Source organism: Streptomyces sp. NBC_00726 (assembly GCF_045161735.1).
Lineage (GTDB): Bacteria > Actinomycetota > Actinomycetes > Streptomycetales > Streptomycetaceae > Streptomyces.
The window spans coordinates 1,714,691-1,736,846 of the sequence record NZ_CP108983.1 but is presented as its reverse complement, the minus strand read 5'-3'; the positions used below and the strand labels follow the sequence as shown (position 1 = coordinate 1,736,846).

20 protein-coding genes and 1 pseudogene are annotated in these 22,156 nt (G+C 72.1%); 7 read left to right on the top strand and 14 right to left on the bottom strand.

What is annotated here, in order from left to right; all coding sequences use genetic code 11:
* Positions 1-2: 2 nt before the first annotated feature.
* Positions 3-917, bottom strand: a complete 915-nt coding sequence (locus OG338_RS07785) for an SGNH/GDSL hydrolase family protein (protein ID WP_405936622.1) — start codon at positions 915-917, stop codon at positions 3-5.
* Between the two features lie 278 nt (positions 918-1,195).
* Between OG338_RS07785 and OG338_RS07780 the strand changes: the two genes are divergently transcribed.
* Complete coding sequence (locus OG338_RS07780; RefSeq protein ID WP_405936621.1) at positions 1,196-1,690, top strand: DUF3145 domain-containing protein; 495 nt, start codon at positions 1,196-1,198, stop codon at positions 1,688-1,690.
* Between the two features lie 80 nt (positions 1,691-1,770).
* On the opposite strand, the gene fabF is transcribed toward OG338_RS07780, so the two are convergent.
* The 5 genes from fabF to OG338_RS07755 all read right to left on the bottom strand — a co-directional run bounded on the left by fabF (position 1,771) and on the right by OG338_RS07755 (position 6,638).
* Positions 1,771-3,033: a beta-ketoacyl-ACP synthase II gene (gene fabF, locus OG338_RS07775; RefSeq protein WP_405936620.1), complete on the bottom strand. Its 1,263-nt coding sequence runs from the start codon at positions 3,031-3,033 to the stop codon at positions 1,771-1,773.
* A 77-nt stretch (positions 3,034-3,110) separates the two neighbouring features.
* Positions 3,111-3,359 carry an acyl carrier protein gene (locus OG338_RS07770; protein ID WP_164402572.1) on the bottom strand — a complete coding sequence of 83 codons (249 nt, stop codon included), beginning with the start codon at positions 3,357-3,359 and terminating at the stop codon, positions 3,111-3,113.
* Positions 3,360-3,421: 62 nt separating this feature from the next.
* Complete coding sequence (locus OG338_RS07765) at positions 3,422-4,423, bottom strand: ketoacyl-ACP synthase III (RefSeq protein WP_405936619.1); 1,002 nt, start codon at positions 4,421-4,423, stop codon at positions 3,422-3,424.
* An 11-nt stretch (positions 4,424-4,434) separates the two neighbouring features.
* Positions 4,435-5,349 carry an ACP S-malonyltransferase gene (locus OG338_RS07760; protein ID WP_405936618.1) on the bottom strand — a complete coding sequence of 305 codons (915 nt, stop codon included), beginning with the start codon at positions 5,347-5,349 and terminating at the stop codon, positions 4,435-4,437.
* An 89-nt stretch (positions 5,350-5,438) separates the two neighbouring features.
* Complete coding sequence (locus tag OG338_RS07755) at positions 5,439-6,638, bottom strand: CdaR family transcriptional regulator (protein WP_026171552.1); 1,200 nt, start codon at positions 6,636-6,638, stop codon at positions 5,439-5,441.
* Between the two features lie 111 nt (positions 6,639-6,749).
* On the opposite strand from OG338_RS07755, the gene OG338_RS07750 reads away from it, so the two are divergent.
* On the top strand, positions 6,750-7,406 hold the full coding sequence (locus tag OG338_RS07750; protein WP_405936617.1) for a pirin family protein: 657 nt from the start codon (positions 6,750-6,752) through the stop codon (positions 7,404-7,406).
* 42 nt (positions 7,407-7,448) lie between these two features.
* On the opposite strand, the gene OG338_RS07745 is transcribed toward OG338_RS07750, so the two are convergent.
* The gene (locus tag OG338_RS07745) at positions 7,449-8,030 is read right to left on the bottom strand and encodes a GNAT family N-acetyltransferase (protein WP_405936616.1); all 582 of its coding nucleotides are present in this window, start codon (positions 8,028-8,030) and stop codon (positions 7,449-7,451) included.
* A 245-nt stretch (positions 8,031-8,275) separates the two neighbouring features.
* On the opposite strand from OG338_RS07745, the gene OG338_RS07740 reads away from it, so the two are divergent.
* Positions 8,276-10,342, top strand: coding sequence for an alkaline phosphatase family protein (locus OG338_RS07740; protein ID WP_405936615.1), 2,067 nt, complete (start codon positions 8,276-8,278; stop codon positions 10,340-10,342).
* A 13-nt stretch (positions 10,343-10,355) separates the two neighbouring features.
* Here the strand turns inward: OG338_RS07740 and OG338_RS07735 are convergent, their stop codons facing one another.
* Positions 10,356-11,171: a serine hydrolase domain-containing protein gene (locus OG338_RS07735; RefSeq protein ID WP_405936614.1), complete on the bottom strand. Its 816-nt coding sequence runs from the start codon at positions 11,169-11,171 to the stop codon at positions 10,356-10,358.
* Positions 11,172-11,261: 90 nt separating this feature from the next.
* Here OG338_RS07735 and OG338_RS07730 point away from each other — a divergent pair, with 90 nt between their 5' ends.
* The 3 genes from OG338_RS07730 to OG338_RS07720 are packed head-to-tail and all read left to right on the top strand — an operon-like array spanning position 11,262 to position 13,244.
* Positions 11,262-11,726, top strand: coding sequence for a MerR family transcriptional regulator (locus tag OG338_RS07730; protein ID WP_405936613.1), 465 nt, complete (start codon positions 11,262-11,264; stop codon positions 11,724-11,726).
* The gene (locus OG338_RS07725) at positions 11,723-12,739 is read left to right on the top strand and encodes an aldo/keto reductase (protein ID WP_405936612.1); all 1,017 of its coding nucleotides are present in this window, start codon (positions 11,723-11,725) and stop codon (positions 12,737-12,739) included. Before OG338_RS07730 ends, OG338_RS07725 begins: the two co-directional genes overlap by 4 nt.
* Positions 12,740-12,797: 58 nt before the next feature.
* Positions 12,798-13,244, top strand: coding sequence for a VOC family protein (locus tag OG338_RS07720; RefSeq protein WP_405936611.1), 447 nt, complete (start codon positions 12,798-12,800; stop codon positions 13,242-13,244).
* A 15-nt stretch (positions 13,245-13,259) separates the two neighbouring features.
* On the opposite strand, the gene OG338_RS07715 is transcribed toward OG338_RS07720, so the two are convergent.
* The 5 genes and pseudogenes from OG338_RS07715 to OG338_RS07695 form a co-directional block, all read right to left on the bottom strand.
* Positions 13,260-14,312, bottom strand: coding sequence for an alpha/beta hydrolase (locus OG338_RS07715; protein WP_405936610.1), 1,053 nt, complete (start codon positions 14,310-14,312; stop codon positions 13,260-13,262).
* A 141-nt stretch (positions 14,313-14,453) separates the two neighbouring features.
* Positions 14,454-15,137 carry a response regulator gene (locus tag OG338_RS07710; RefSeq protein ID WP_405936609.1) on the bottom strand — a complete coding sequence of 228 codons (684 nt, stop codon included), beginning with the start codon at positions 15,135-15,137 and terminating at the stop codon, positions 14,454-14,456.
* Positions 15,138-15,150: 13 nt separating this feature from the next.
* Positions 15,151-16,381 (bottom strand): annotated as a pseudogene (locus OG338_RS07705) (sensor histidine kinase).
* Between the two features lie 23 nt (positions 16,382-16,404).
* The gene (locus OG338_RS07700) at positions 16,405-17,343 is read right to left on the bottom strand and encodes a DUF4429 domain-containing protein (protein ID WP_405936608.1); all 939 of its coding nucleotides are present in this window, start codon (positions 17,341-17,343) and stop codon (positions 16,405-16,407) included.
* An 87-nt stretch (positions 17,344-17,430) separates the two neighbouring features.
* Positions 17,431-18,642 (bottom strand): alpha/beta hydrolase, encoded by a 1,212-nt coding sequence (locus OG338_RS07695; RefSeq protein ID WP_405936607.1) that lies wholly within the window; start codon positions 18,640-18,642, stop codon positions 17,431-17,433.
* A gap of 259 nt (positions 18,643-18,901) precedes the next feature.
* On the opposite strand from OG338_RS07695, the gene OG338_RS07690 reads away from it, so the two are divergent.
* Entirely contained in the window at positions 18,902-19,282 is a 381-nt protein-coding gene (locus tag OG338_RS07690; RefSeq protein ID WP_405936606.1) for a peptidase inhibitor family I36 protein, read from the top strand.
* An 80-nt stretch (positions 19,283-19,362) separates the two neighbouring features.
* Here OG338_RS07690 and aceE read toward each other — a convergent pair whose 3' ends face one another.
* Complete coding sequence (aceE, locus tag OG338_RS07685) at positions 19,363-22,104, bottom strand: pyruvate dehydrogenase (acetyl-transferring), homodimeric type (protein WP_405936605.1); 2,742 nt, start codon at positions 22,102-22,104, stop codon at positions 19,363-19,365.
* Positions 22,105-22,156 lie beyond the last annotated feature (52 nt).

Sequence of the window (22,156 nt, the reverse complement as noted above, 5' to 3'; positions counted from 1 at the left end):
CTCTACGCGGGCGGCCGGACCGCCGTGACGTTGCGGTAGGCGATCTCGGCGAGCCTGGCCTGTCCGTTGCGGCCGGGGTGGAACCAGTCCCACTGGCTGAGCTGCTTGCCGGTGAACCGGTAGTCGAACACCGCCCCGCCGTCGTACCGGCAGCGGCTGTCCTTCGCACACACCTCGCGCAGCACCTCGTTGTACGCCACGACCCGCTCCTGGACCGCGGTGCGCCGGGCCACCGCCGCCGCGCCCATGTCGTCCGCGTCCGACAGCATCGACTTGCAGATGCCCAGCTTCCAGATCTGCTTGCCCAGCGGATTGGCGCGCCCCTGCGACCACAGCCGCTTCAGGTCCGGCACGCTCGACACGTACACCTGCGCCTTCGGCGCCCCGGCGCGCAGCTCGCGCATCGACGTCTCGAACGACCTCCGGAAGTCCGCCACCGGGGTCATCGACCGCACCGAGTCCCGGCAGGCGTCGTTGGCGCCGATCATCACGGTCACCAGATCCGGGTCCTCGTCCGCGGCCAGCGCCATCTGCTCCGGCAGTTGCGCCATCCGGGCGCCCGTCACCGCGTGGTTCCAGCTGTGGTCCACCGCGCCGGACGCGCCCAGGAGCCGTACCGCCAGACTGCGGACCGAGCTGTCCGTGCCGGTCGACCAGGAGACCTCCGGGCAGTCGGCCAGCACCGAGCACGCGTCGAAGCCGCGCGTGATGGAGTCCCCGACCGCCGCGATCGACTTCGGGCGCGGGTCCCAGACCGGGCCCGCCGCCGGGGACGGCCGGTGCGCGGCCGCCGAGCCCTTCGTCGTCCCGTCGGACCCCGAGCCGCAGCCCGCCAGCACCGCCGGGCCGAGGCAGGCCAGCGCGGCCAGCCCCGCCAGTGCGGTGCGCGAGCGGTGCCGTACGGACCGATCCGGCATTGCCTGGTCTCCTCATGTTCGTGCCCCGCCGCTCCGTCGGGTGAAGACTGAGCGAAGAAGGGCCCCGGGACCGACGGTACGTCACACCTCCGGTACCGGGGCGCGGTAGCTTTTCCCCGTCGAACCAGTGGCTTTCGCGGCTTCCGGCTCCACTCGGGTGGCATCCGAACATCACACCGCGTCACATACTGTCGCTTTTCCGGAGAATAACTCCCGATGCTGTTTACTGATGACAGGCCGCTGGGGAAGGCGAACCTCGTCCCACACTGGAGGTCCCGGTGACGACACGTGGAGTCCTGTACGTTCACTCCGCACCGCGCGCGCTCTGCCCACACGTCGAATGGGCGGTGGCGGGAGTCCTCGGCGGGCGGGTGCAGCTCGACTGGATCAGACAGCCGGCCGCGCCGGGCACCTGGCGCTCCGAATTCTCCTGGCAGGCACGGCCCGGCACGGCGTCCAAGCTGGCGTCCGCGCTGCGCGGCTGGGACCTGCTGCGCTTCGAGGTGACGGCGGAGCCGTCGCCCACGGCGGAGGGCGAGCGCTACAGCTCGACGCCCACGCTGGGCATCTTCCACGCCGTCACCGGCATGCACGGCGACATCCTGGTCCCCGAGGACCGCCTCCGCGCCGCGCTGGCCCGCTCCGCGGGCGGTGAGACCGACCTCGCGGCGGAGGTCGCGGGGCTCCTGGGCAAGCCCTGGGACGACGAGCTGGAGTCCTTCCGCCACGCGGGCGAGGGCGCACCGGTCCGCTGGCTGCACCAGGTCGTGTAGGGGTCTCCCGGCCGGCCCGGGTACGACGAAGCCCGTGCCCCCCGAGGGGCACGGGCTTCGGACACGACGCGCTTCGCGCGTCAGACGCTGCGGAACGCCAGCACCACGTTGTGGCCGCCGAAGCCGAACGAGTTGTTGATCGCCGCGATCGGCCCCTCCGGCAGCGCCCGGGGCGCGTCCCGGACGATGTCCGCGTCGATCGACTCGTCCAGCTGGTCCACGTTGATCGTCGGCGGAGCCATCCGGTGGTGCAGCGCCAGGACCGTCGCCACGGTCTCGATGCCGCCCGCACCGCCGAGCAGGTGACCCGTCATCGACTTCGTCGCGGAGATCGCGACATGGTCCAGGTCGTCGCCCAGCACCGCGCGCAGCGCCTTGACCTCCGCGAGGTCACCCTGCGGGGTGGACGTCGCGTGGGCGTTCAGATGGGCGATCTCCGACGGCTTGAGGTCCGTCTGGTCCAGCAGGTTCTGCATCGCCGCGGCGATACCGCGACCCGTCGGCTCCGGCTGCGCGATGTGGTGGGCGTCGGCCGAGAGGCCCTGGCCCAGCACCTCGCAGTAGACCCGGGCGCCACGCTTCGCCGCGTGCTCCGCGGACTCCAGGACGACGACCCCGGCACCCTCGCCGAGGACGAAGCCGTCGCGGCCCACGTCGTACGGGCGGGAAGCCTTCTCCGGCTCGTCGTTGCTCTTGGACATCGCCATCATGTTGGCGAACGCGGCGATCGGCAGCGGGTGGATCGCCGCCTCGGTGCCGCCGGCGAGGACCACGTCGGCGCGGCCGGTGCGGATCATCTCGACGGCGTACCCGATCGCCTCGGCACCCGAGGCGCAGGCGGAGACCGGGGTGTGCACGCCCGCCTGGGCGTTCACCTCGATGCCCACGTTCGCGGCCGGGCCGTTGGGCATGAGCATGGGCACGGTGTGCGGGGAGACGCGGCGTACGCCCTTCTCCTTCAGCACGTCGTACTGGTCGAGCAGGGTGATCACGCCGCCGATGCCGGAGGCGATCACCGAACCCAGCCGCTCGGGCCGGATCTTCTCGTCCTCACCGGCCTTGCCGGTGAAGCCCGCGTCCGCCCACGCCTCACGGGCCGCGATCAGCGCGAACTGCGCCGAGCGGTCCAGCCGGCGGGCGAGCGGACGGGGCAGGACCTCGGAGGGATCGACGGCCGCCAGGGCCGCGATCCGGACAGGCAGTTCGGCGAAACGTTCGCCCTCAAGAGGCTTGACGCCGGAACGCCCGGCCATCAGACCATCCCAGGTCGATGCGGAATCGCCACCCAGCGGAGTGGTTGCGCCGATACCGGTGACGACCACGGTGCGATTGGTCGAGTTCACTGGAAAATCTTCTCCACGTGTAGGGGGTCGTGAATCAGCGGCGCCACCGCCGGGTGGCGACACACGAACCGGCTGGATCAGTCCTGGTGCTTGAGGATGTAGTCCGCGGCGTCGCCGACGGTCTTCAGGTTCTTGACGTCCTCGTCGGGGATCTTCACGTCGAAGCGCTCCTCGGCGGCGACGACGACCTCGACCATGGACAGCGAGTCGACGTCCAGGTCGTCCGTGAAGGACTTGTCGAGCTTGACGTCCTCGGTCGGGATACCGGCGATCTCGTTGACGATCTCGGCGAGACCTTCGACGATCTCTTCCTGCGTGGCGGCCATTTCGGCGCTCCTTCGATGTATTTCTGCTGGGTTCGGGCGTCCGGGCGAAAAGCCCGGAGTGCCTAGGGGAGAGTAACGACCGTCGCGGCGTAGACGAGACCCGCCCCGAAGCCGATGACGAGCGCGGTGTCACCGCTCTTGGCCTGACCGGTCGCCAGGAGCCGCTCCATGGCGAGCGGGATCGAGGCGGCGGAGGTGTTGCCGGTGGTCTCCACGTCACGGGCGACCGTGACGCTCTCCGGCAGCTTCAGCGTCTTCACCATCGAGTCGATGATCCGCATGTTGGCCTGGTGCGGAATGAAGACGTCCAGGTCTTCCGGGGAGATCCCGGCCGCGTCCAGCGCCTGCTGGGCGACCTTCGCCATCTCGAAGACGGCCCAGCGGAACACCGCCTGGCCCTCCTGCGTGATGGCGGGGAACTTCTCCGGCCGGTCGGCGTGGAAGGTGTCCCACGCCACGGTCTGCTTGATCGTCTCGGACTTGTCGCCCTCGGAGCCCCAGACGGTCGGGCCTATGGCAGGCACCTTGGAGGGGCCGACGATGACCGCTCCGGCGCCGTCGCCGAACAGGAAGGCCGTGGCCCGGTCCGTCAGGTCCGTGAGGTCGCTCAGCCGCTCGACGCCGATGACGAGTACGTACTCCGCGGAGCCCTCGACGATCATGCCCTTGGCCAGGGTCAGCCCGTAGCCGAAGCCCGCGCAGCCGGCCGAGATGTCGAAGGCGGCGGGCTTGCCGGCGCCGACCCTGTGGGCGATCTCGGTCGCGATGGCCGGGGTCTGCTTGAAGTGCGAGACGGTGGAGACGATGACCGCGCCGATCTGCTCCGGGGTGATCCCGGCGTCCGCGATGGCCTTGCCGGACGCCTCGACGGACATCGCGGCCACGGTCTCCTCCTCGGAGGCCCAGTGGCGGGTCGCGATGCCGGAGCGGGAGCGGATCCACTCGTCGGAGGAGTCGATCGTCTCCAGGATGACCTTGTTGGGCACCACCCGGGTCGGGCGGTAGCCGCCGACTCCCATGATCCGCGCGTACGGAGCGCCCTGGCTGGGCTTGATCTTCGACATGCTCGGGCTCCTTAGGCGCCCGCGTGCTCAGCGATGAGCGCGCGGGCCGCGTCGAGGTCGTCGGGGGTCTTGAGCGCGAGGGTCGGCACGCCGGGCAACGCCCGCTTGGCCAGGCCGGTGAGCGTGCCGCCGGGGCAGACCTCGATGAGGGCGGTGACGCCCATCGCCTTGAAGGTCTCCATGCACAGGTCCCAGCGGACCGGGTTGGCGACCTGGCCGACGAGCCGGGTGATGACCTCGTGGCCGGTGGCGACGGTCCTGCCGTCGGCGTTCGAGACGTACGTCACCGAGGGGTCGGAGACGTCCAGGTCCCCGGCCGCCGCGCGCAGCCGCTCGACGGCGGGCGCCATGTGGTGCGTGTGGAAGGCGCCGGCCACCTTCAGGGGCACCACGCGGCGCACCCCCTCCGGCTTGTCCTCGGTGAGCGCGGCGATCTGCGCGGCGGTGCCCGCGGCGACGATCTGGCCCGCCCCGTTGACGTTCGCCGGGGTCAGCCCGAGCTTCTCCAGGTGCTTCACGGTGACCTCGGGGTCGCCGCCGAGCAGCGCCGCCATCCCGGTCTCGGTCACCGCGGCGGCGTCGGCCATGGCGAGCCCACGCGTACGCACCAGGCGCAGCGCGGCCTCCTCGCCGATGACACCGGCGAACGAGGCGGCGGTGATCTCACCGACGCTGTGGCCGGCGACGACGTCCGGGGAGGCGTCGAGCGCGGCGGCCGACAGCAGACCGGCGGCGACCAGCAGCGGCTGGGCCACCGCGGTGTCGCGGATCTCCTCCGCGTCCGCCTCGGTGCCGTAGCGCAGGAGGTCGAGCCCGATGGCGTCGGACCAGGCCGCGACGCGGTCGGTGGCACCGGGGAGGTCGAGCCAGGGAGTCAGGAAGCCGGGCGTCTGAGCGCCTTGGCCGGGAGCGACGAGTACGAGCACCCTCACACTCTCTCTTGTGAACGGTCCGGAACACCCGTGGGGACAGGGACGAAGAACCGTAGGGGGAATTGTTGATGTCCGACAAAAGTCTAGGATTGCGTATCCCGGTCGGCCAGGCGCCCCAGGATCAGGGCGATTCGCAGAGTGAACGCCGAGCGCACATCGGAAGGTGACCAGCCGGTGACGTCTGTCACACGTCGAAGCCGGTAGCGCACGGTGTTGGGATGCACGAAGAGCATCCGGGCCGCGCCCTCCAGGCTGCTCGCCTGTTCCAGATACACACTCAGCGTCTCCAGGAGCGCGGAGCCCGCCTCTTCGAGCGGTCTGTAGATCTCCTCCACCAACTGCTCGCGCGCGGCGGGGTCGCCCGCCATCGCGCGCTCCGGCAGCAGATCGTCCGCGAGCACCGGCCTCGGCGCGTCCTGCCAGGCGCCGCACGCCTTCAGCCCGGCGGCCGCGGCCTGCGCGGACCGGGTCGCGGCCAGCAGGTCGGCCACCACGGGCCCGGCCACCACGGGCCCCGCCGCATACGGCCCGATCAGGGCCTTCGCGACCTGGAGCGGGTTGTCGCTGCCGCCCGCGATGACCACCAGGCGGTTGCCGAGCACCCCGGTGAGGACCTGGAGCTTGGCGTGCCGGGCGGCGCGCCGGATCGCCTCCACGGTCAGCTCGCTGTCCCCGTCCGGGGCGGTGCCGAGCAGCACGCAGACATGCTCGGGGGAGTTCCAGCCGAGGGCGGCGGCCCGGGAGACGGCGCCCTCGTCGGCCTCGCCGGACAGCACCGCGTTCACCACGAGCGATTCGAGGCGGGCGTCCCAGGCACCCCGGGCCTCGGCCGCCTGCGCGTACACCTGGGCGGTCGCGAACGCGATCTCGCGGGCGTAGACGAGCAGCGCCTCCCGGAGCACCGATTCGTCGCCGGGCGCGGCGACCTCGTCGATCGCGGCCTCCATGACCTCGATCGTGGTCCGCACCATCTCGACGGTCTGCCGCAGGGTGATGGCCCGGGTCAGCTCGCGCGGGGCGGTCCCGAAGACATCGGTCGAGATCGCCTGCGGGGTCTCCGGATGCCGGAACCACTCGGTGAACGCGGCGATACCGGCCTGGGCGACCAGGCCGATCCAGGACCGGTTCTCCGGGGGCATCGCCCGGTACCACGGCAGCGACTCGTCCATGCGGGCGATCGCGTTCGCGGCCAGCCGGCCGGAGGACTGCTCAAGCCGCTTCAGGGTCGCGGCATGGAGATGGGCGTCGTTCGCAGCGGGCTGCTCAGGATCGGGTCGGGGCACGGACACAAGACTGCCTTATCGGGACGGACGGGCGGAGGGCCGGGGCCGGTGGCGGACCGGGTTCGGTGTCCGGCGGGGGCTCCGCTCGGGCCGGCGGGCTACCGTGGACGGGTGATTTCCGTACACCGCGCGGGCGACCGGTTCGAGGGCGGGGACGTGGCGGCCGGCATCGCCTCCCGGCACGCGTTCTCCTTCGGCGCCTTCTACGACCCCGACAACCTCCGCTTCGGCCCGGTCCTGGCCTGCAACGAGGAGCGCCTCGCGCCCGGCGCGGGCTTCGAGGAGCACCCGCACAGCCATACGGAGATCGTCACCTGGGTCGTCGAGGGCGAGCTGACGCACCGCGACTCGGCCGGCCACGCCACGGTGGTCCGGGCCGGTGACGTCCAGCACCTCAGCGCCGCCTCCGGCGTCCGGCACGTCGAACGCAACGACGGCGAGCATCCGCTGACCTTCCTTCAGATGTGGCTCGCGCCCCTGGAGCCCGGCGGCGAGCCCTCGTACACGACCGTCCCGGGCATCGCCGACTCCACCCCGTACGCCCTCCCCGAGGCGGGCGCCATGCTGCACGTGCGCCGCCTCGCGGAGGGCGAGCGCGCGGCGGTCCCCGACGCCGCCCGGGCGTACGTGCACGTGGTGCGCGGCACGGTGCGGGTGGGCGCCGAGGAGCTGACGGCGGGCGACGCGGCCCGGATCACCGGCGAGACGGGACTCGACCTGGTCGCGTCGGACGCGGCCGAGGTGCTGGTCTGGGAGCTCTGCGACTGACCGGCACCGGGACGCCGGCATCCGGCACCGGCCCCGCACCGGCTACCGCCGCCACATCGACCACATCGGCGGCCCCGACCGGAAGGTCATCTCCTCGCGGACCTCGAAGCCGTGGCGGCGGTAGAACGTGAGGTTGCGGCTGTTGCTCGACTCCAGGAAGACCGGGCGGCCGTCCGCGTCCGCCCGTTCCAGCAGGCCGCCGAGGACCACCGAGCCGCGCCCCGTACCGCGTGCGTCGGCGTGGGTGCCGATGTACTCGACGTACCAGTGCGCGGGGCGGGCCGGGTGCCGGTGCTCCAGGGCCAGCAGCCGCCCGGCGGTACGCGGGAGCTGTGCCCGGCCCGCCCGCAGCAGCGTGCCCGCGTTGCGCAGCAGGTAGCGCGCCGGGAGCTTCCACGCACCGGGCTCCGCCCAGACCGCCGCGACCGTGCGGTCCCGGTCCGTCCACACCCGGCCCGCCGGGACCTGCTGCGCCAGGTGCGCGGTGAACAGCAGCCGCAGCCGCCGGTCGCGGTCCCGGGGCATCAGCCAGGACCAGACCGGGTCCTCGGCGTACGCGCTGCCCAGCACGTCCGCGAGCGCGGGGACGTCGGAGGCGGTGGCGCGGACTATGTCGTCGGTCATGGGCGGGGAGCGTAGCGGCCGTCCGGGACCGGCGGCCAGGGTCCCGGCAAGACCGGCGGACCGGCCAATGGGGCACGACTTTCGGCTATCACCGTGCGGGATCTCGACTACGTGCCGGGGCCATGGAAATCTGCCGGTGCCTCAGGAACACGTCCCCCGCGGTTCGCCCGCCGTTCGTACCGGCGGCCTAGTTTTCGCAGGCGCGCTTCCTTCCCTTGTGAACCACTCCCCCCAGAGGTGCCCCGATGACCCTTCAGACCGAAGCCCCCGCCGACGCCGCCGACACCGGCCGGCTCGCCGACGACCTGCGCATGAGCCGCCGACGGGTGCTTCGGACGGCCGCCGTCTCGCTCGGCGCCCTCGCCGCGGGGCCGGTGGCCGAGGCGGTCGGCGGGGCGCAGGCCGAGGCGGCCGAATACCGCCTGCCCAAAGGCTTCAAGGGCGATATCTCCGACCTGAGGCACGTGGTGATCCTGATGCAGGAGAACCGTTCCTTCGACCACTACCTCGGCCAGCTGAAGGGGGTGCGCGGCCACGACGACAAGCAGGTCCTGACCTTCCAGGACGGCACCAGTGTCTTCCAGCAGCGCGACGCGACCGGCGCCATCGTGACGCCCGCCGTCTCGACCGCCACCTGGAGCGACAAGCACAACTTCTACGGTGCCAACGGCGGGCGCTGGGACACCTGGGTGCAGGACAAGGGCGACCACTGCATGTGGTACTACACGCCCGACTACATGCCGTGGATGTACTCGCTCGCCTCGCAGTACACCGTCTGTGACATGAACTTCTGCTCGCTGCACGGGCCCACCATCCCCAACCGCTACTACCTGATGAGCGGCACGGCGGGCGGCGAGACCACCAACGCGGGCCAGAACGACTACACCCGCCGCTGGACCACCGTCCCCGAACAGCTCCAGCAGGCGGGCATCGACTGGCGGGTCTACTCCGACAACAGCGGCAACGGCGTCGGCGGCAGCCTCCAGAGCGGTTACGTCGGCGAGTACGGCTGCAACGTCACCAACAGCTTCGCCGCCTTCGACCCCCGCACCACCGGCCCGGCCGAACTCGAACCGGGCACCGGCCGGGTCTGGAAGGCCAACTCCTTCGTCTACGCGGGCGCCACCACGCCCGACGACGACTCCGACGCCAATCTGGACGCCGTCCTGCGCGACCTGATCGCCGCCTGCGAGCCGGGCGCCGAGCACCCGCTGCCCGAGGTGTCCTGGGTGGTCATGCCCGCCGCCTGGAGCGAGCACCCGGGCTTCGACACGGTGCACGGCGAGCGGTACATGAACAAGGTGCTGAGGACCCTCCAGAGCAACGAGGACATCTGGAACCACACCCTGGTGATCATCACGTACGACGAGAACGACGGGAAGTTCGACCACGTTCTGCCGCCGCGCCCGGAGCCGGGCACCCCCGGCGAGTTCTCCGGCACCACCCCGTACGGCTTCGGGCCCCGCGTCCCGATGGTGCTGGTCTCCCCGTGGACGCGCGGCGGCTACGTCGCCTCGGAGGTCTTCGACCACACCTCGACCGTGAAGTTCCTGGAGACCTGGGCCGCGCACCTGGGCAAGCCGTTCACCTGCCCGAACATCACCCCGTGGCGCCGCTCCATCGCCGGGGACCTGACCAGCGCCATCGACTTCGCGCACCCGCGCCCCGGCCCGGTCGTCATCGCCGACCCGGTCACCGGCACCCCGCCGAGGCCGCCCCGCGACCGGCTGGAGCCGCGCGGCCTCTCCTTCCACCCGCACGCCGTGCTCACCGAGGACCGGGCCGCCGGAACGGTGACCGCCGCCATGACGCTCACCGGCGGTCCGGAGGGCAAAGCGGTGAGCCTCCAGGTCTTCCCGGACCGCCACCTCCCGTTCGAGAACATCCCGCACACGGTGAGCGCGGCCGCCCCGCGCACGTACACCTGGGACACGAGCGCGACCGACGGCAGGTACGCCTTCTCGGTGTACGGCCCCGACGGGTTCCTGCGCTCCTTCGCCGGGCAGCTGCTCCCCGAGGACGCGAGTACGCGCCACATCGGCCTGCCCCGGGTCGAGCCGCGGCTGGTCCGGGGCCGGCGCCCGGTGGTCCGGCTGGGGCTGCACAACGACGGCCGTCACCCGGTCCGCTACACCCTGAAGGCCCACGACTACGCGGGCGGCACCCGCAAGGTCACCGTCCCCGGCGGCCACTCCGCGGTCGTGGACTGGCCCACCGAGCACGGCTACTACGACGTGGTCCTCACCGCCGACACCGGCACCGGCTGGACCCAGCGGTACGCGGGCCGGGTGGCGACGGTGAACGACCGCTGACGGCCGGGTCCGGTCAGCCCGCCAGCTCCGCCAGCACCGCGTCGGTGAACGGCGGCCACACCTCGGCCGCCCACGGGCCGAAGGCCCGGTCGGTGAGCGCGACGCAGGCCGCGCCCGCCGCCGGGTCGACCCAGAGGAAGGTGCCCGACTGCCCGAAGTGGCCGAAGGTCGCGGGCGAGGAGGAGGCGCCCGTCCAGTGCGGGGACTTGGAGTCGCGGATCTCGAAGCCGAGGCCCCAGTCGTTGGGGTTCTGGTGGCCGTAGCCGGGAAGGACGCCCTTCAGGCCCGGGTGGACCACGGTCTGCGCGGCGAGCACCGTGCGCGGGTCGAGGAGGCGGGGGGCCTGCACCTCGGCGGCGAAGCGCGCGAGATCGGCGACCGTGGAGACGCCGTCCTTGGCGGGGGAGCCTTCCAGGGTGGTCGCGGTCATCCCGAGCGGTTCCAGGACCGCCTGCCGGACGTATTCCGGGAACGGGATCTCGGTGGCCTTCGCGATGTGGTCGCCCAGCACCTCGAAGCCCGCGTTGGAGTAGAGGCGCCGGTTGCCGGGCGGGGCCATCACCCGGTGCTCGTCGAACGCGAGGCCGCTGGTGTGGGCGAGGAGGTGGCGCACGGTCGAGCCCTCGGGGCCCGCCGGTTCGTCCAGCTCCACGGCGCCCTCCTCGTACGCCACCAGCGCCGCGTAGGCCGCGAGCGGTTTGGTGACGGACGCGAGCGGGAAGCGGTGCGCGGTCGGGCCGTGCGTACCGACGACCGTCCCGTCCGCTCGTACGACGGCCGCCGCGGCGGTGGGGACCGGCCAGTTCTCGATCATCGCCAGGCTCTGCATGCGTACGAGAGTAGATTCCAGGTCCCACCGGCCGGAAACCGCCCCGGTCCTGCTTGCTTCGAGTGCACTCCAACGTCATAGCGTGGAGGCATGACGGTGATGGAGACCACTTCGAACCGGGCCGATATCTGCGCCTCCGCCCCCTCGGCGCACCCGCGCCCCGACGGGCGGGACCGCTACACGATCAGCGAGGTCGCCGCGTTCACCGGCCTGACCGCCCACACCCTGCGCTGGTACGAGCGGATCGGGCTCATGCCGAATGTGGACCGGTCGCACACCGGCCAGCGCCGCTTCAGCAACCGGGACCTCGACTGGCTCGCCTTCGTCACCAAGCTGCGGCTGACCGGGATGCCGGTCGCCCACATGGTCCGGTACGCCGAGCTCATACGTGAGGGCGACCACACCTTCGAGGAACGGCAGGAACTGCTGGAGGCCACCCGCCGCGACGTACGGACGCGGATCGCGGAGCTCCAGGACACCCTGGCCGTACTGGACTACAAGATCGACTTCTACGCGGACGCCCGTGGGGTGCCGGAAGGGACCAGTGCTTCATGACTGACCAGAAGATCGCCACCGTCGAGCTCGGCCGGGGCGGCCCCCGGATCGGGGTTCAGGGCCTCGGCTGCATGGGTATCAGCGAGTTCTACGGCGACACCGACGAGGTTTCGGCCCGCGAGACGCTGGAAACGGCGCTGACGGCGGGCGTCACCCTCTTCGACACCGCCGACATCTACGGCAGCGGCGCCAACGAGACCTTCCTCGCGCCGTTCGTCGGGGCGCACCGCGACGAGATCACCCTCGCCACGAAGTTCGGCATCGAGCGGCGCGAGGACGACCCCGACTACCGGGGCGTCAACAACAGCCCCGCCTACATCCGCAAGGCCGTCGAGGCGAGCCTGCGCCGCCTGAACACCGACGTCATCGACCTGTACTACATGCACCGCCACGACACCGCCGTCCCGTTCGCGGAGTCCGTCGGCGCCATGGCCGAGCTGGTCCGGCAGGGCAAGGTCAAACAGCTCGGGCTCAGCGAGGTCACCGGCGCCGAACTGCGCGAGGCGCACGCCGTGCACCCGATCGCCGCCCTCCAGTCCGAGTGGTCCCTCTTCAGCCGGGACGTGGAGCGCAGCGCGCTCGCCGCCGCCGCCGAACTGGGCGTCACGGTCGTGCCGTACTCGCCGCTGGGCCGGGGCTTCCTCACCGGGTCCTTCGCGGACGCGGGCAAGGAGCTGTCCCAGGGCGACTTCCGCGCCTCGCAGCCCCGGATGACCGGCGAGAACGCGAAGACCAACGCGGCGCTCCTGGCGCCCGTCCACAAGATCGCCGCCGGCCATGGGGCGACCGCCGGTCAGGTCGCGCTCGCCTGGGTGCAGCAGCGCGCCCAGGTCCACGGCATCACCGTCGTCCCGATCCCCGGCACCCGCAAGAGCCACCGCCTCCTGGAGAACACGGGCGCCACCCGCCTCACGCTCACCGAAGACGAGCTGGCCCTCCTCGAACCGATCGCCGGACAGGTCGCGGGCGACCGCTACCAGGACATGAGCCTGACCTCCCTCGCACGCGAGTAACGCGGAGTAGCGTCCGTACGAGGAAGCGGCCGGGGGGAGCGACGGAGGAGGCACACGCATGGCGATCAAGCGGATGGACAACGTCGGCATCGTGGTCGAGGACCTGGACGCGGCCATCGCGTTCTTCCGAGAACTCGGCATGGAGCTGGAGGGCAAGGGCGAGGTCCAAGGCGGCTTCGCCGACCGGTGCACCGGCCTCGACGGCACCCACTGCGAGATCGCCATGCTCCGGACCCCGGACGGGAACAGCCGCCTGGAGCTGGCGAAGTACCTCAGCCCCGCACTGATCGACGCCCCGCGCGACCGGCCGCACAACGTGCTCGGCACGCACCGCGTCATGTTCGCCGTCGACGACATCGAGGACACGGTCGCCCGGCTGCGCCCGCTCGGCGGCGAAGTCGTCGGCTCCATCGCCCGGTTCGAGGACAGCTACCTGCTCTGCTATCTGCGCGGCCCGGACGGTGTCATCGTCGGTCTGGCGGAGGAGCTGGGCGGGAACAGCTAGGCCCTTTCCTCCGGATCAGCCCTGGGCGTACGCGCCTTCGGCAATCTCCGCGAAGGCCCGCAGCGACTCGGTGCCCGGCGCGAAGTACCCCGTGTGCCCCTCCGCGTCGTCCGCGGGCACCCGGCGGGCGCCGAACCCCGGCGACGCGGGGTCCGCGCCGTGGCCGAGCCCGGCGAACTCGACGTGCGGGACCTTGCCGATCCAGTCGCCGGGGTCCTTCGCCACCCACACCCGCGCCCCGGTGCGCAGACCGGCCACGCTGTCCGCGCGCATCCCGGGCGAGCCGAGCACCACCAGGTCGGCGACGCGCAGCCGGTGCGCGGCCAGGCCGCAGACGACCGAGCCGTAGCTGTGGCAGAACACCGCGGTGACGGGCGTCCCGGCGGCCGCCAGCCCGTCCGTGAACCGGCTCAGCCGCGTGGCCCCCGCCTCCGCCAGCGTCCCCCGCGCCGCGTCGGGCCCGAGGCCCACCGGGGTGGTGTACCCGGTCCAGGCGATCACGGCGGTGCCCGGCCCCGTACGGGCGTACAGCGACCTGGCCATGCCGGCCGGAGTGCCGTACACATCGGTCGTACGGTCGAAGGTGCCGGCGTCGATGTCGGACCCGGGCACCACCACGGACACCCGCCGGGCGGCCGCCAGATCACCGAAGACCTCCGCGATCTGGCCCCGGCCGCGCGGGTCGAACGCCAGGAAGCGGCGGTCCGGGTCCTCGGCGAGGCGGGCGTAGCGGGGGTCGTGGGACGCCTTCAGGGCAAGGGCGTTGGCCCGGTAGCGCAGCTTTATGGGGGCGCCGTCGAGGTTGCCGACGACGAGCGGGTGCCGGACGGCCAGGGCGTGTTGCTGTGCCCCGGTCAACCCCGCGAAGAACCGGGCCACTTCGGCGGGCGCGTCCCGCTCCGGGTCGGGCAGCTCGCGGCCCAGCGTGCGGTCGGCCCGCCAGGACGCCGTGCCGGGCGGCGGGCCCGTGACCGCCTGCTGGGCGTTGCCCGACACCCAGCCCGCCGTCCCCGACACCACGGTGACCGCCAGCGCGGCCGCGACCAGGGTCCTCGCGTAACGCCGCATCCGCCCCGCCCTCCCTCTCCGGCCGAACCGGCCGGTCCCCGCACGCCGTTCGGCGCGACGGGAGGAAGGTAGGAACGCGGTGGGCGCCCGGGCGTCACACCGGGGAGCCAACCGGCTCGTGATACCCGGGTAGGGGGTGCGTCAGGCGGAGCCGGGGACGACGAGCCCCGCCTCGTACGCGAAGATCACCGCCTGCGCCCGGTCCCGCAGGGACAGCTTCGCCAGGACGCGCCCGATGTGCGTCTTCACCGTCTGCTCGGCGAGCACCAGCTTCCCGGCGATCTCCTGGTTCGACAGGCCGCGCGCGATGAGCTCCAGGACCTCCGTCTCGCGCGGCGTCAGCCCGTTGAGCCGCAGCGTCGCACCGTTCCGGGCCGCCGCCGAAGGGCCCTGCTTCGCGAAGTCGGCGATCAGCCGGCGCGTCACGGACGGCGCGAGCAGCGCGTCGCCCGCTGCCACCACCCGGACCGCCGCGATCAGGTCGGCCGGCGGCGCGTCCTTCAGCAGGAAGCCGGACGCCCCGGCCCGCAGCGCCTCGTACACGTAGTCGTCCACGTCGAACGTGGTCAGCATCAGCACCCTGGGCACATGGACCACGCCCGGCGGCGGTTCCAGCAGCTCGCGGGCGGCCGCGAGGCCGTCCATCTCGGGCATCCGGACATCCATCAGGACCACGTCCGGATGGACCCGGCGGCTGACCTCGACGCCCTGGCGCCCGTCCGGCGCCTCACCGACCACGTCGATGTCCGCCTGCGCCGCCAGCAGGGCCGCGAAACCCGCCCGCACCATGGCCTGGTCGTCGACGATGATCACACGGATGGGCACGGTTCCTCCGGACTCAGGGGGCGTCGTCGGGCCCGGCCGGGGACAGCGGCAGCCGCGCGGCGACCCGGAACCCCCCCGTCCGGCAGCGGCCCGGTGTCCAGTGAGCCGCCCGTCAACCGTACGCGCTCCCGCATCCCGACCAGACCGTGCCCCGTTCCCGCCGACTCCAGCGGCGAAACCGGCCGCTCCGGCGGGCTGTTGACGACCAGCACCGTCAACTGCCCTTCGTCCGAGGTGACCGATACCAGTGTCCGTGCCCCCGGCGCATGCCGGACCACGTTGGCCAGCGCCTCTTGAACGATCCGGTACGCGGACAAGTCAACGGCTGGCGGTACGTCACCCAGCTCGGCGGCCAGCGACAGTTCGGCCGGAAGCCCCGCCCGTACCGTCGCCTCCACCAGCTGCTGCAAGCGGCCGATCCCGGGCTGCGGGGCCCGCTCGCCCTCCGTGCCGTCGCCGCGCAGCACCACGAGCAGCCGCCGCATCTCGGCCAGCGACTCCCGCGCGCTCGCCGCGATCGTCCCGAACTCCTCGCGCGCCTCGTCCGACAGCTCCGGCAGCCGGTAGGGCGCGGAGTCCGCCTGGACCGTGATCACGGACATGTGGTGGGCGACCACGTCGTGCAGCTCCCGGGCGATCCTGGCCCGCTCCTCCAGCAGCGTCCGCCGGGCCCGCTCCGCCTCGCTGACGGTCTCCTGCTCGGCGAGCCGGCGCTGAGCGACGCGCCGTTCCCGTACCGCCGCGCCGATCACCAGCACCACGGCCGCGAACAGGGGCAGCAGCAGCGCGCTGCCGTTGCTGCGGTCCGCGCGGACCAGATGGAGGATCAGGCTCGCCGCCCCGGTCGCCAGCCAGACGGCGACGAGCACCCGCCGGGACCGGCGCAGGGCCAGCGCGAGAAGCAGGAAGAGGTAGCCGACGAGCGGCGCGGGCGGCCACGGCCACACGTCGTACTCGCGGGCCGGCTGCCCCAGGATCACCAGCGCGCCCGCGATGTCCGCCGGGAAGACGATCCACCAGGCCCACAGCGGCCGGCGCGCCACCAGCAGCAGCGGCCCGGCCTGGGTGACGGCGAGGGCGGTGGCGGCCGCGCCGCCGAGCCCGTACTGATCGAGGAGATTGGCCAGGGTGACCGGGAGGAAGAGCACCGTCAGCGCGACGGCGGCCGCCTGCGGCAGAAACCTCGTCCACCGCCGCGAACGGGTGGTGTGCGCGAGGGCGGGAGCGGGTATCGGCTCGGTCATCTCGGGTGGCCGCCGGCTTCCGGTTACAGCTCGGCCAGGAGCTGTGCCTTCTTGGCGCTGAACTCCTCGTCGGTCACCAGGCCCGCCCGGTGCAGCTCCCCGAGGTGGTGGATGCGCTCCGCGATGTCCGCCGGATCGCGCCGGGCCGCGGCGGTGAGGGGAGCGGCGGCCGGGGGCGCGGACTGCTTCCTGCGTACGGATTCGAGGACGGCGGCCGCGAAGGGCAGCGACTCGTGGACCGGGCCGTAGCCGAGCCCGAAGATCACCGCCGCGGGGTCCTGGTCGGCCCGGGCGGGCCGGGGTATCACCGGCTGCACACCGGTGGCGGTCCCGCCCGTCGTGGGGCCGGTGAGCCCTCCGGACGTGTGGACCACGGCGTCCGAGCCCCTGGGCAGCAGCCGCAGATAGCCTTCCAGCCCCTCCGGCGAGCGCCACTCGACCCCGCACAGATCCGTGACCGGGAACGTCTGGTCGCCGGCCTTCCACTTCTCCGACGAGGCGCCCGTCCAGAACCAGCGGAACGAGATCCGCTCACCGTCGAAGCCGGCCCGCCCGTCGTACGCCTTGAACTGCATCGGCGCCTCGGGGGCCGCGACCAGGAAACGGTCGGCCGGCTCGCCCGAGCCCGCGCCGAGGCAGGCCCGCAGCTCGTCCGCGTAGTACTCGGCCAGGGTCTCGCGCGCGGCGGGGAGCACCAGCCGGTACGGGTCGCAGCCGTCCTTGAGCTGCCCGGCGGCGGCTTCGAGGAGCGGATCGGCACCGGGGCGCGGGACGGCACGCAGCACCACCGTGCCCCGCCTGCCCGGGGTCAGCGTCACCGACGACAGCGCCGCGTGCGGGACGCGGCGCTCGCGGAGGCTCTGGAGAAGTCTCGGCGTGCGGATACCCCGTTCGTAGCGGATGAGCACGGAGTCGGTGTCGAACTCCCAGGTGGCATGAATTCCGGCCAGCACATCACCCATGCGCCTCATCGTATGCGGCACTTGCCCGCCCCGTCTCCTCTCGGAGTCGACCGCTTCCGGAGGCCGGACGCGGTGTCTCTACGCGCGTCAGGCTGTCGAGTCGGCGTACACCCCGTCGTTGCAGGTGCTGTCGGCCGGTGCGCAGCTGACCGACGTGTACGCGCCAACTCCGATCGCGGCGAAATTGTCCAGGCTCTCGGTGCCGGGCTCGAAGTAACCGCTGTGGCCGACCGCCCCGTCCGCCGAGACGACCCGGGCGCCGAAGCCGCGGTCCACCGGATCCGCGCCGTGCCCGAGGCCCCCGAACTCCAGGTTCGGCACGTCCTCGATCCAGTCCCCGCTGTCCCGCATCGCCCACACGTGCGCCCGGGTGTGCAGCCGGCCGACGTTGTCCGCCCGCATGCCGGGGCTGCCGGCCACCGCGATGTCCTCGACCCGGCCGGGCAGCCTGCTCGCGGCGAGCCCGCACAGGACGGAGCCGTAGCTGTGGCAGAACAGCGAGACGGGCGCCGGTCCCGGGAGGACCCGGACGAGCGCGTCGAGCCGGACCGCCCCGCGCGCGGCGAGATTGCCGAGGGCGGCGTCCATGCCGATGCCGACCGGTGTGGTGTAGTCGGCCCAGGCGATGACGGCGGTGCGCACCCCGGGGCTCGCGGCGCGCTCGGCGGCGTACAGCGACCTGGCCATGCCGACGGGCGCGGCGTTGGTCTTGGGCCCGGTGCGTTCCAGGGTCAGCAGATTCGTGTCGACGCCGGGCACGACGAGCGAGATGCGCTGCGCCCGGTCCAGGTCGCCGAACACCTCGGCGGCGAGCCCGCGCCCCGACGGGTCGAACGCCAGGAAGTGGCGGTCCCGGGCGAGCATCGACCGGAACCGGTCCAGGCGGTGCTGGGCCTCGGCGCGGCCGGACGCGGAGAGTCTGGTGTCGTGGACGCGTTCGCGCTCGACCGCGCTCGCCTGCCCGATCGCCCGCCGGTTCGCGCGGTAACGGGTGGTGACCGGGGCGCCGTTGAGGTTCCCCACGACGAGCGGGTACCGGTCGGCGAGGTGGGCGCGCTGCGCCGGGGCCAGCGTGGCGAAGAAGTGCGCCAGCTTGTACGCCGGGGTGTCGGCGTCCGGCAGCGGCTGTCCCGCTATCGACCCCTTGGCCCAGGCGGCCAGCGCGAGCGCGCGGGCGTCACCGGACCGCTGGTGGTGCACGGCGGTCCAGCCGGTCGTCGCGAGCATCACGAAGACGACCGCGACAGCGAGCAGCGCGCGCCAGGCGGTGAGCGTGGGGGAGGAGTCGAAGGAAGTCACTCCGGACCACCCTAGGAGACGGGTGGAGCCGGTTCGGGAGCGGGGTGACGCACATCACCCGACTGTGCGGAAGGACACGGCGATCGCCTCACCCTGTGTACGGCCCTGCGGCACGCTCCGCGCCATTCGCGTCAACGCTGTGCGGGTCGTCACCTTTGGGAGTGGACCTGACCTCCAGCCCTTCCGATTACTCTCCGTAACGGCGCAGGGTGGGTGCTGGGAATCACAGCCGTCTCATCATCACGGGGGTTCAACTCACATGCGTACGACCGTCGCCGCGGCCTTCCTGGCCGTCACCGCCCTGTTCCTGCTCGCGCCGACCGGGACCACCGCGCCCGCCGAGGCCGCGCCCGTATCCCTGGGGGCCTGCGCGAGCGGGCAGCTCTGCCTCTGGTCGAAGCCCGACTTCACCGGCGCCCGGCAGACCCATGAGCTGTCCACCATCGACATCGAGAGCTGCGTCCCGCTGAAACCCGGCACCACCGCCCAGGCCCTCGCCAACCGCACCGGCCGGCCCGTCACCACCTACCAGTCCGCCGAGTGCCAGGAGACCGGCGAGTTCGAGACGTACCCGGGCGGCGGCACCTGGCTGCCCCGCTCCCCGTACCAGGTGCGCGCCTTCAAGGTGTGGGAGAACTGACCGGGCCCGGACGCGCCGCGGGGCGGCGGCACCCTTCCCGGGTCCCGCCGCCCCGCACCGGGCCGGTCTCCGCGCCCGCGTTACGCGTCGCCGCCCGCGGCTCCCGGATCGGCCGAGGCCACGTCCAGCAGCTCGTAGCGGTCGACCGCCGTCTTCAGCGCCGACCGGTCGATCTTCCCCTCCTTCGCCAGCTCCGTGAGCACCCCGAGCACGATCGACTGCGCGTCGATGTGGAAGTACCGCCGCGCCGCGCCCCGCGTGTCCGCGAACCCGAAACCGTCCGCGCCCAGCGACTGGTACGCGCCGGGCACCCAGCGGGCGATCTGGTCCGGCACGGACCGCATCCAGTCCGACACCGCCACGAACGGCCCCTGCGCCCCGGACAGCTTGCGCGTCACGTACGGCACGCGCTGCTCCTCCTCCGGGTGCAGCAGGTTGTACCGCTCCACGTCCACGGCCTCGCGCCGCAGCTCGTTCCAGGAGGTCGCCGACCAGACGTCCGCCTTCACGTTCCACTCGTCGGCGAGGATGCGCTGAGCCTCCACCGCCCACGGCACCGCCACACCGGACGCCAGGATCTGGGCCGGGATCTCGCCCTTCTCCCCGCTGCTGTAGCGGTAGACGCCCTTCAGAATGCCCTCGACGTCGACATCGGCGGGCTCCGCCGGATGCTGGATCGGCTCGTTGTAGACCGTGAGGTAGTAGAAGACGTCCTCGTTCTCCTCGGGGGCCCCGCCGTACATCCGGCGCAGGCCGTCCTGCACGATGTGCGCGATCTCGTACCCGAACGCCGGGTCGTAGGCCACGCAGGCAGGGTTGGTCGACGCCAGCAGCTGCGAGTGCCCGTCGGCGTGCTGGAGCCCCTCGCCGGTCAGTGTCGTCCGGCCGGCGGTCGCGCCCAGCACGAAGCCGCGCGCCAGCTGGTCCGCCATCTGCCAGAACTGGTCACCGGTGCGCTGGAAGCCGAACATCGAGTAGAAGACGTACACCGGGATCAGCGGCTCGCCGTGCGTCGCGTAGGCGGAGCCCGCGGCGATCAGCGAGGCCGTGCAGCCCGCCTCCGAGATGCCGTCGTGCAGCATCTGCCCGGTCGGCGACTCCTTGTACGCGAGCAGCAGATCGCGGTCCACCGACTCGTACTGCTGCCCGAGCGGGTTGTAGATCTTGGCGCTCGGGAAGAAGGCGTCCATGCCGAACGTGCGGTACTCGTCGGGCGCGATCAGCACGAAGCGCCTGCCGATCTCCTTGTCCCGCATGAGGTCCTTCAGGATGCGGACGAACGCCATGGTGGTGGCGATCGACTGCTGACCCGAGCCCTTCTTCGCGGCCGCGTACGTCTTGTCCGCCGGCAGCGGCAGCGGCTTCGCGCGCACCACCCGGGTCGGGACATAACCGCCCAGGCCCTTGCGGCGGTCGTGCATGTACTGGATCTCCTCCGAGCCGCGGCCCGGGTGGTAGTACGGCGGGTTGCCGTCCTCCAGCTCCTTGTCCGCGATCGGGATGTGCAGCCGGTCCCGGAACCGCTTCAGGTCCTCGGCGGTGAGCTTCTTCATCTGGTGGGTCGCGTTGCGGCCCTCGAAGTTCGGCCCGAGGGTCCAGCCCTTGACCGTCTGCGCCAGGATCACCGTCGGCTGGCCCTTGTGGGCCTTGGCCGCCGCATAGGCCGCGTACACCTTGCGGTGGTCGTGACCGCCGCGCCCCAGGTGCAGGATCTGCTGGTCGGTCATGTCCTTGACCATCTCGCGCAGCCTCGGGTCGTCCCCGAAGAAGTGCTCCCGGATGTACGCGCCGGTCTCCGTGGCGTACGTCTGGAACTGCCCGTCCGGCGTCGTGTTCAGCTTGTTGACCAGGATGCCCGTGCGGTCCTGCGCCAGCAGCGGGTCCCAGGACCGGTCCCAGACCAGCTTGATCACATTCCACCCGGCGCCCCGGAACTGGGACTCCAGTTCCTGGATGACCTTGCCGTTGCCGCGCACCGGGCCGTCGAGGCGCTGGAGGTTGCAGTTGACGACGAAGGTCAGGTTGTCCAGGCCCTCGCGGGCGGCGATGGACAGCTGCCCGAGCGACTCCGGCTCGTCCATCTCGCCGTCGCCGAGATACGCCCACACATGCGAGTTCGACGTGTCGGCGAGGCCGCGCGCCTCCATGTAGCGGTTCATCCGCGCCTGGTAGATCGCGCCGAGCGGGCCGAGGCCCATCGACACGGTCGGGAACTCCCAGAAGTCCGGCATCAGCCGCGGGTGCGGGTAGCTGGACAGCCCGTTCGGCGCCTTCGACTTCTCCTGGCGGAACGCGTCCAGCTGCGCCTCGCTCAGCCGGTCCAGCAGGAAGGCGCGGGCGTAGATCCCGGGCGAGGCGTGCCCCTGGAAGAAGATCTGGTCGCCGCCCAGACCGTCGTCCTTGCCGCGGAAGAAGTGGTTGAAACCGACGTCGTACAACGAGGCCGAGGAGGCGAACGTGGCGATGTGACCGCCCACGCCGATCCCCGGACGCTGGGCGCGCGAGACCATCACGGCCGCGTTCCAGCGGGTCGCGTTGAGGACCTTGCGCTCGATCTCCTCGTCGCCGGGGAAGAACGGCTCGTCCTTCGTGGCGATCGTGTTGACGTAGTCCGTGCTGCGCATCTCCGGCACGGCGACGCGCTTCTCTCGCGCGCGCTCGATGAGCCGGAGCATGAGATAGCGGGCCCGCTCACGGCCTCGCTCGTCGACGGCGGCGTCGAGGGAGTCGAGCCATTCCTGGGTCTCTTCGGGATCAAAATCCGGGACCTGACTCGGAAGGCCGCCAATGATGATCGGGTTGCGATCGGATCCGGAAGCCACGCTGTTCCTTCGCTGTTCGGTGCTGCGCTTCGGGGCCTGTTGCGGGAGTCCT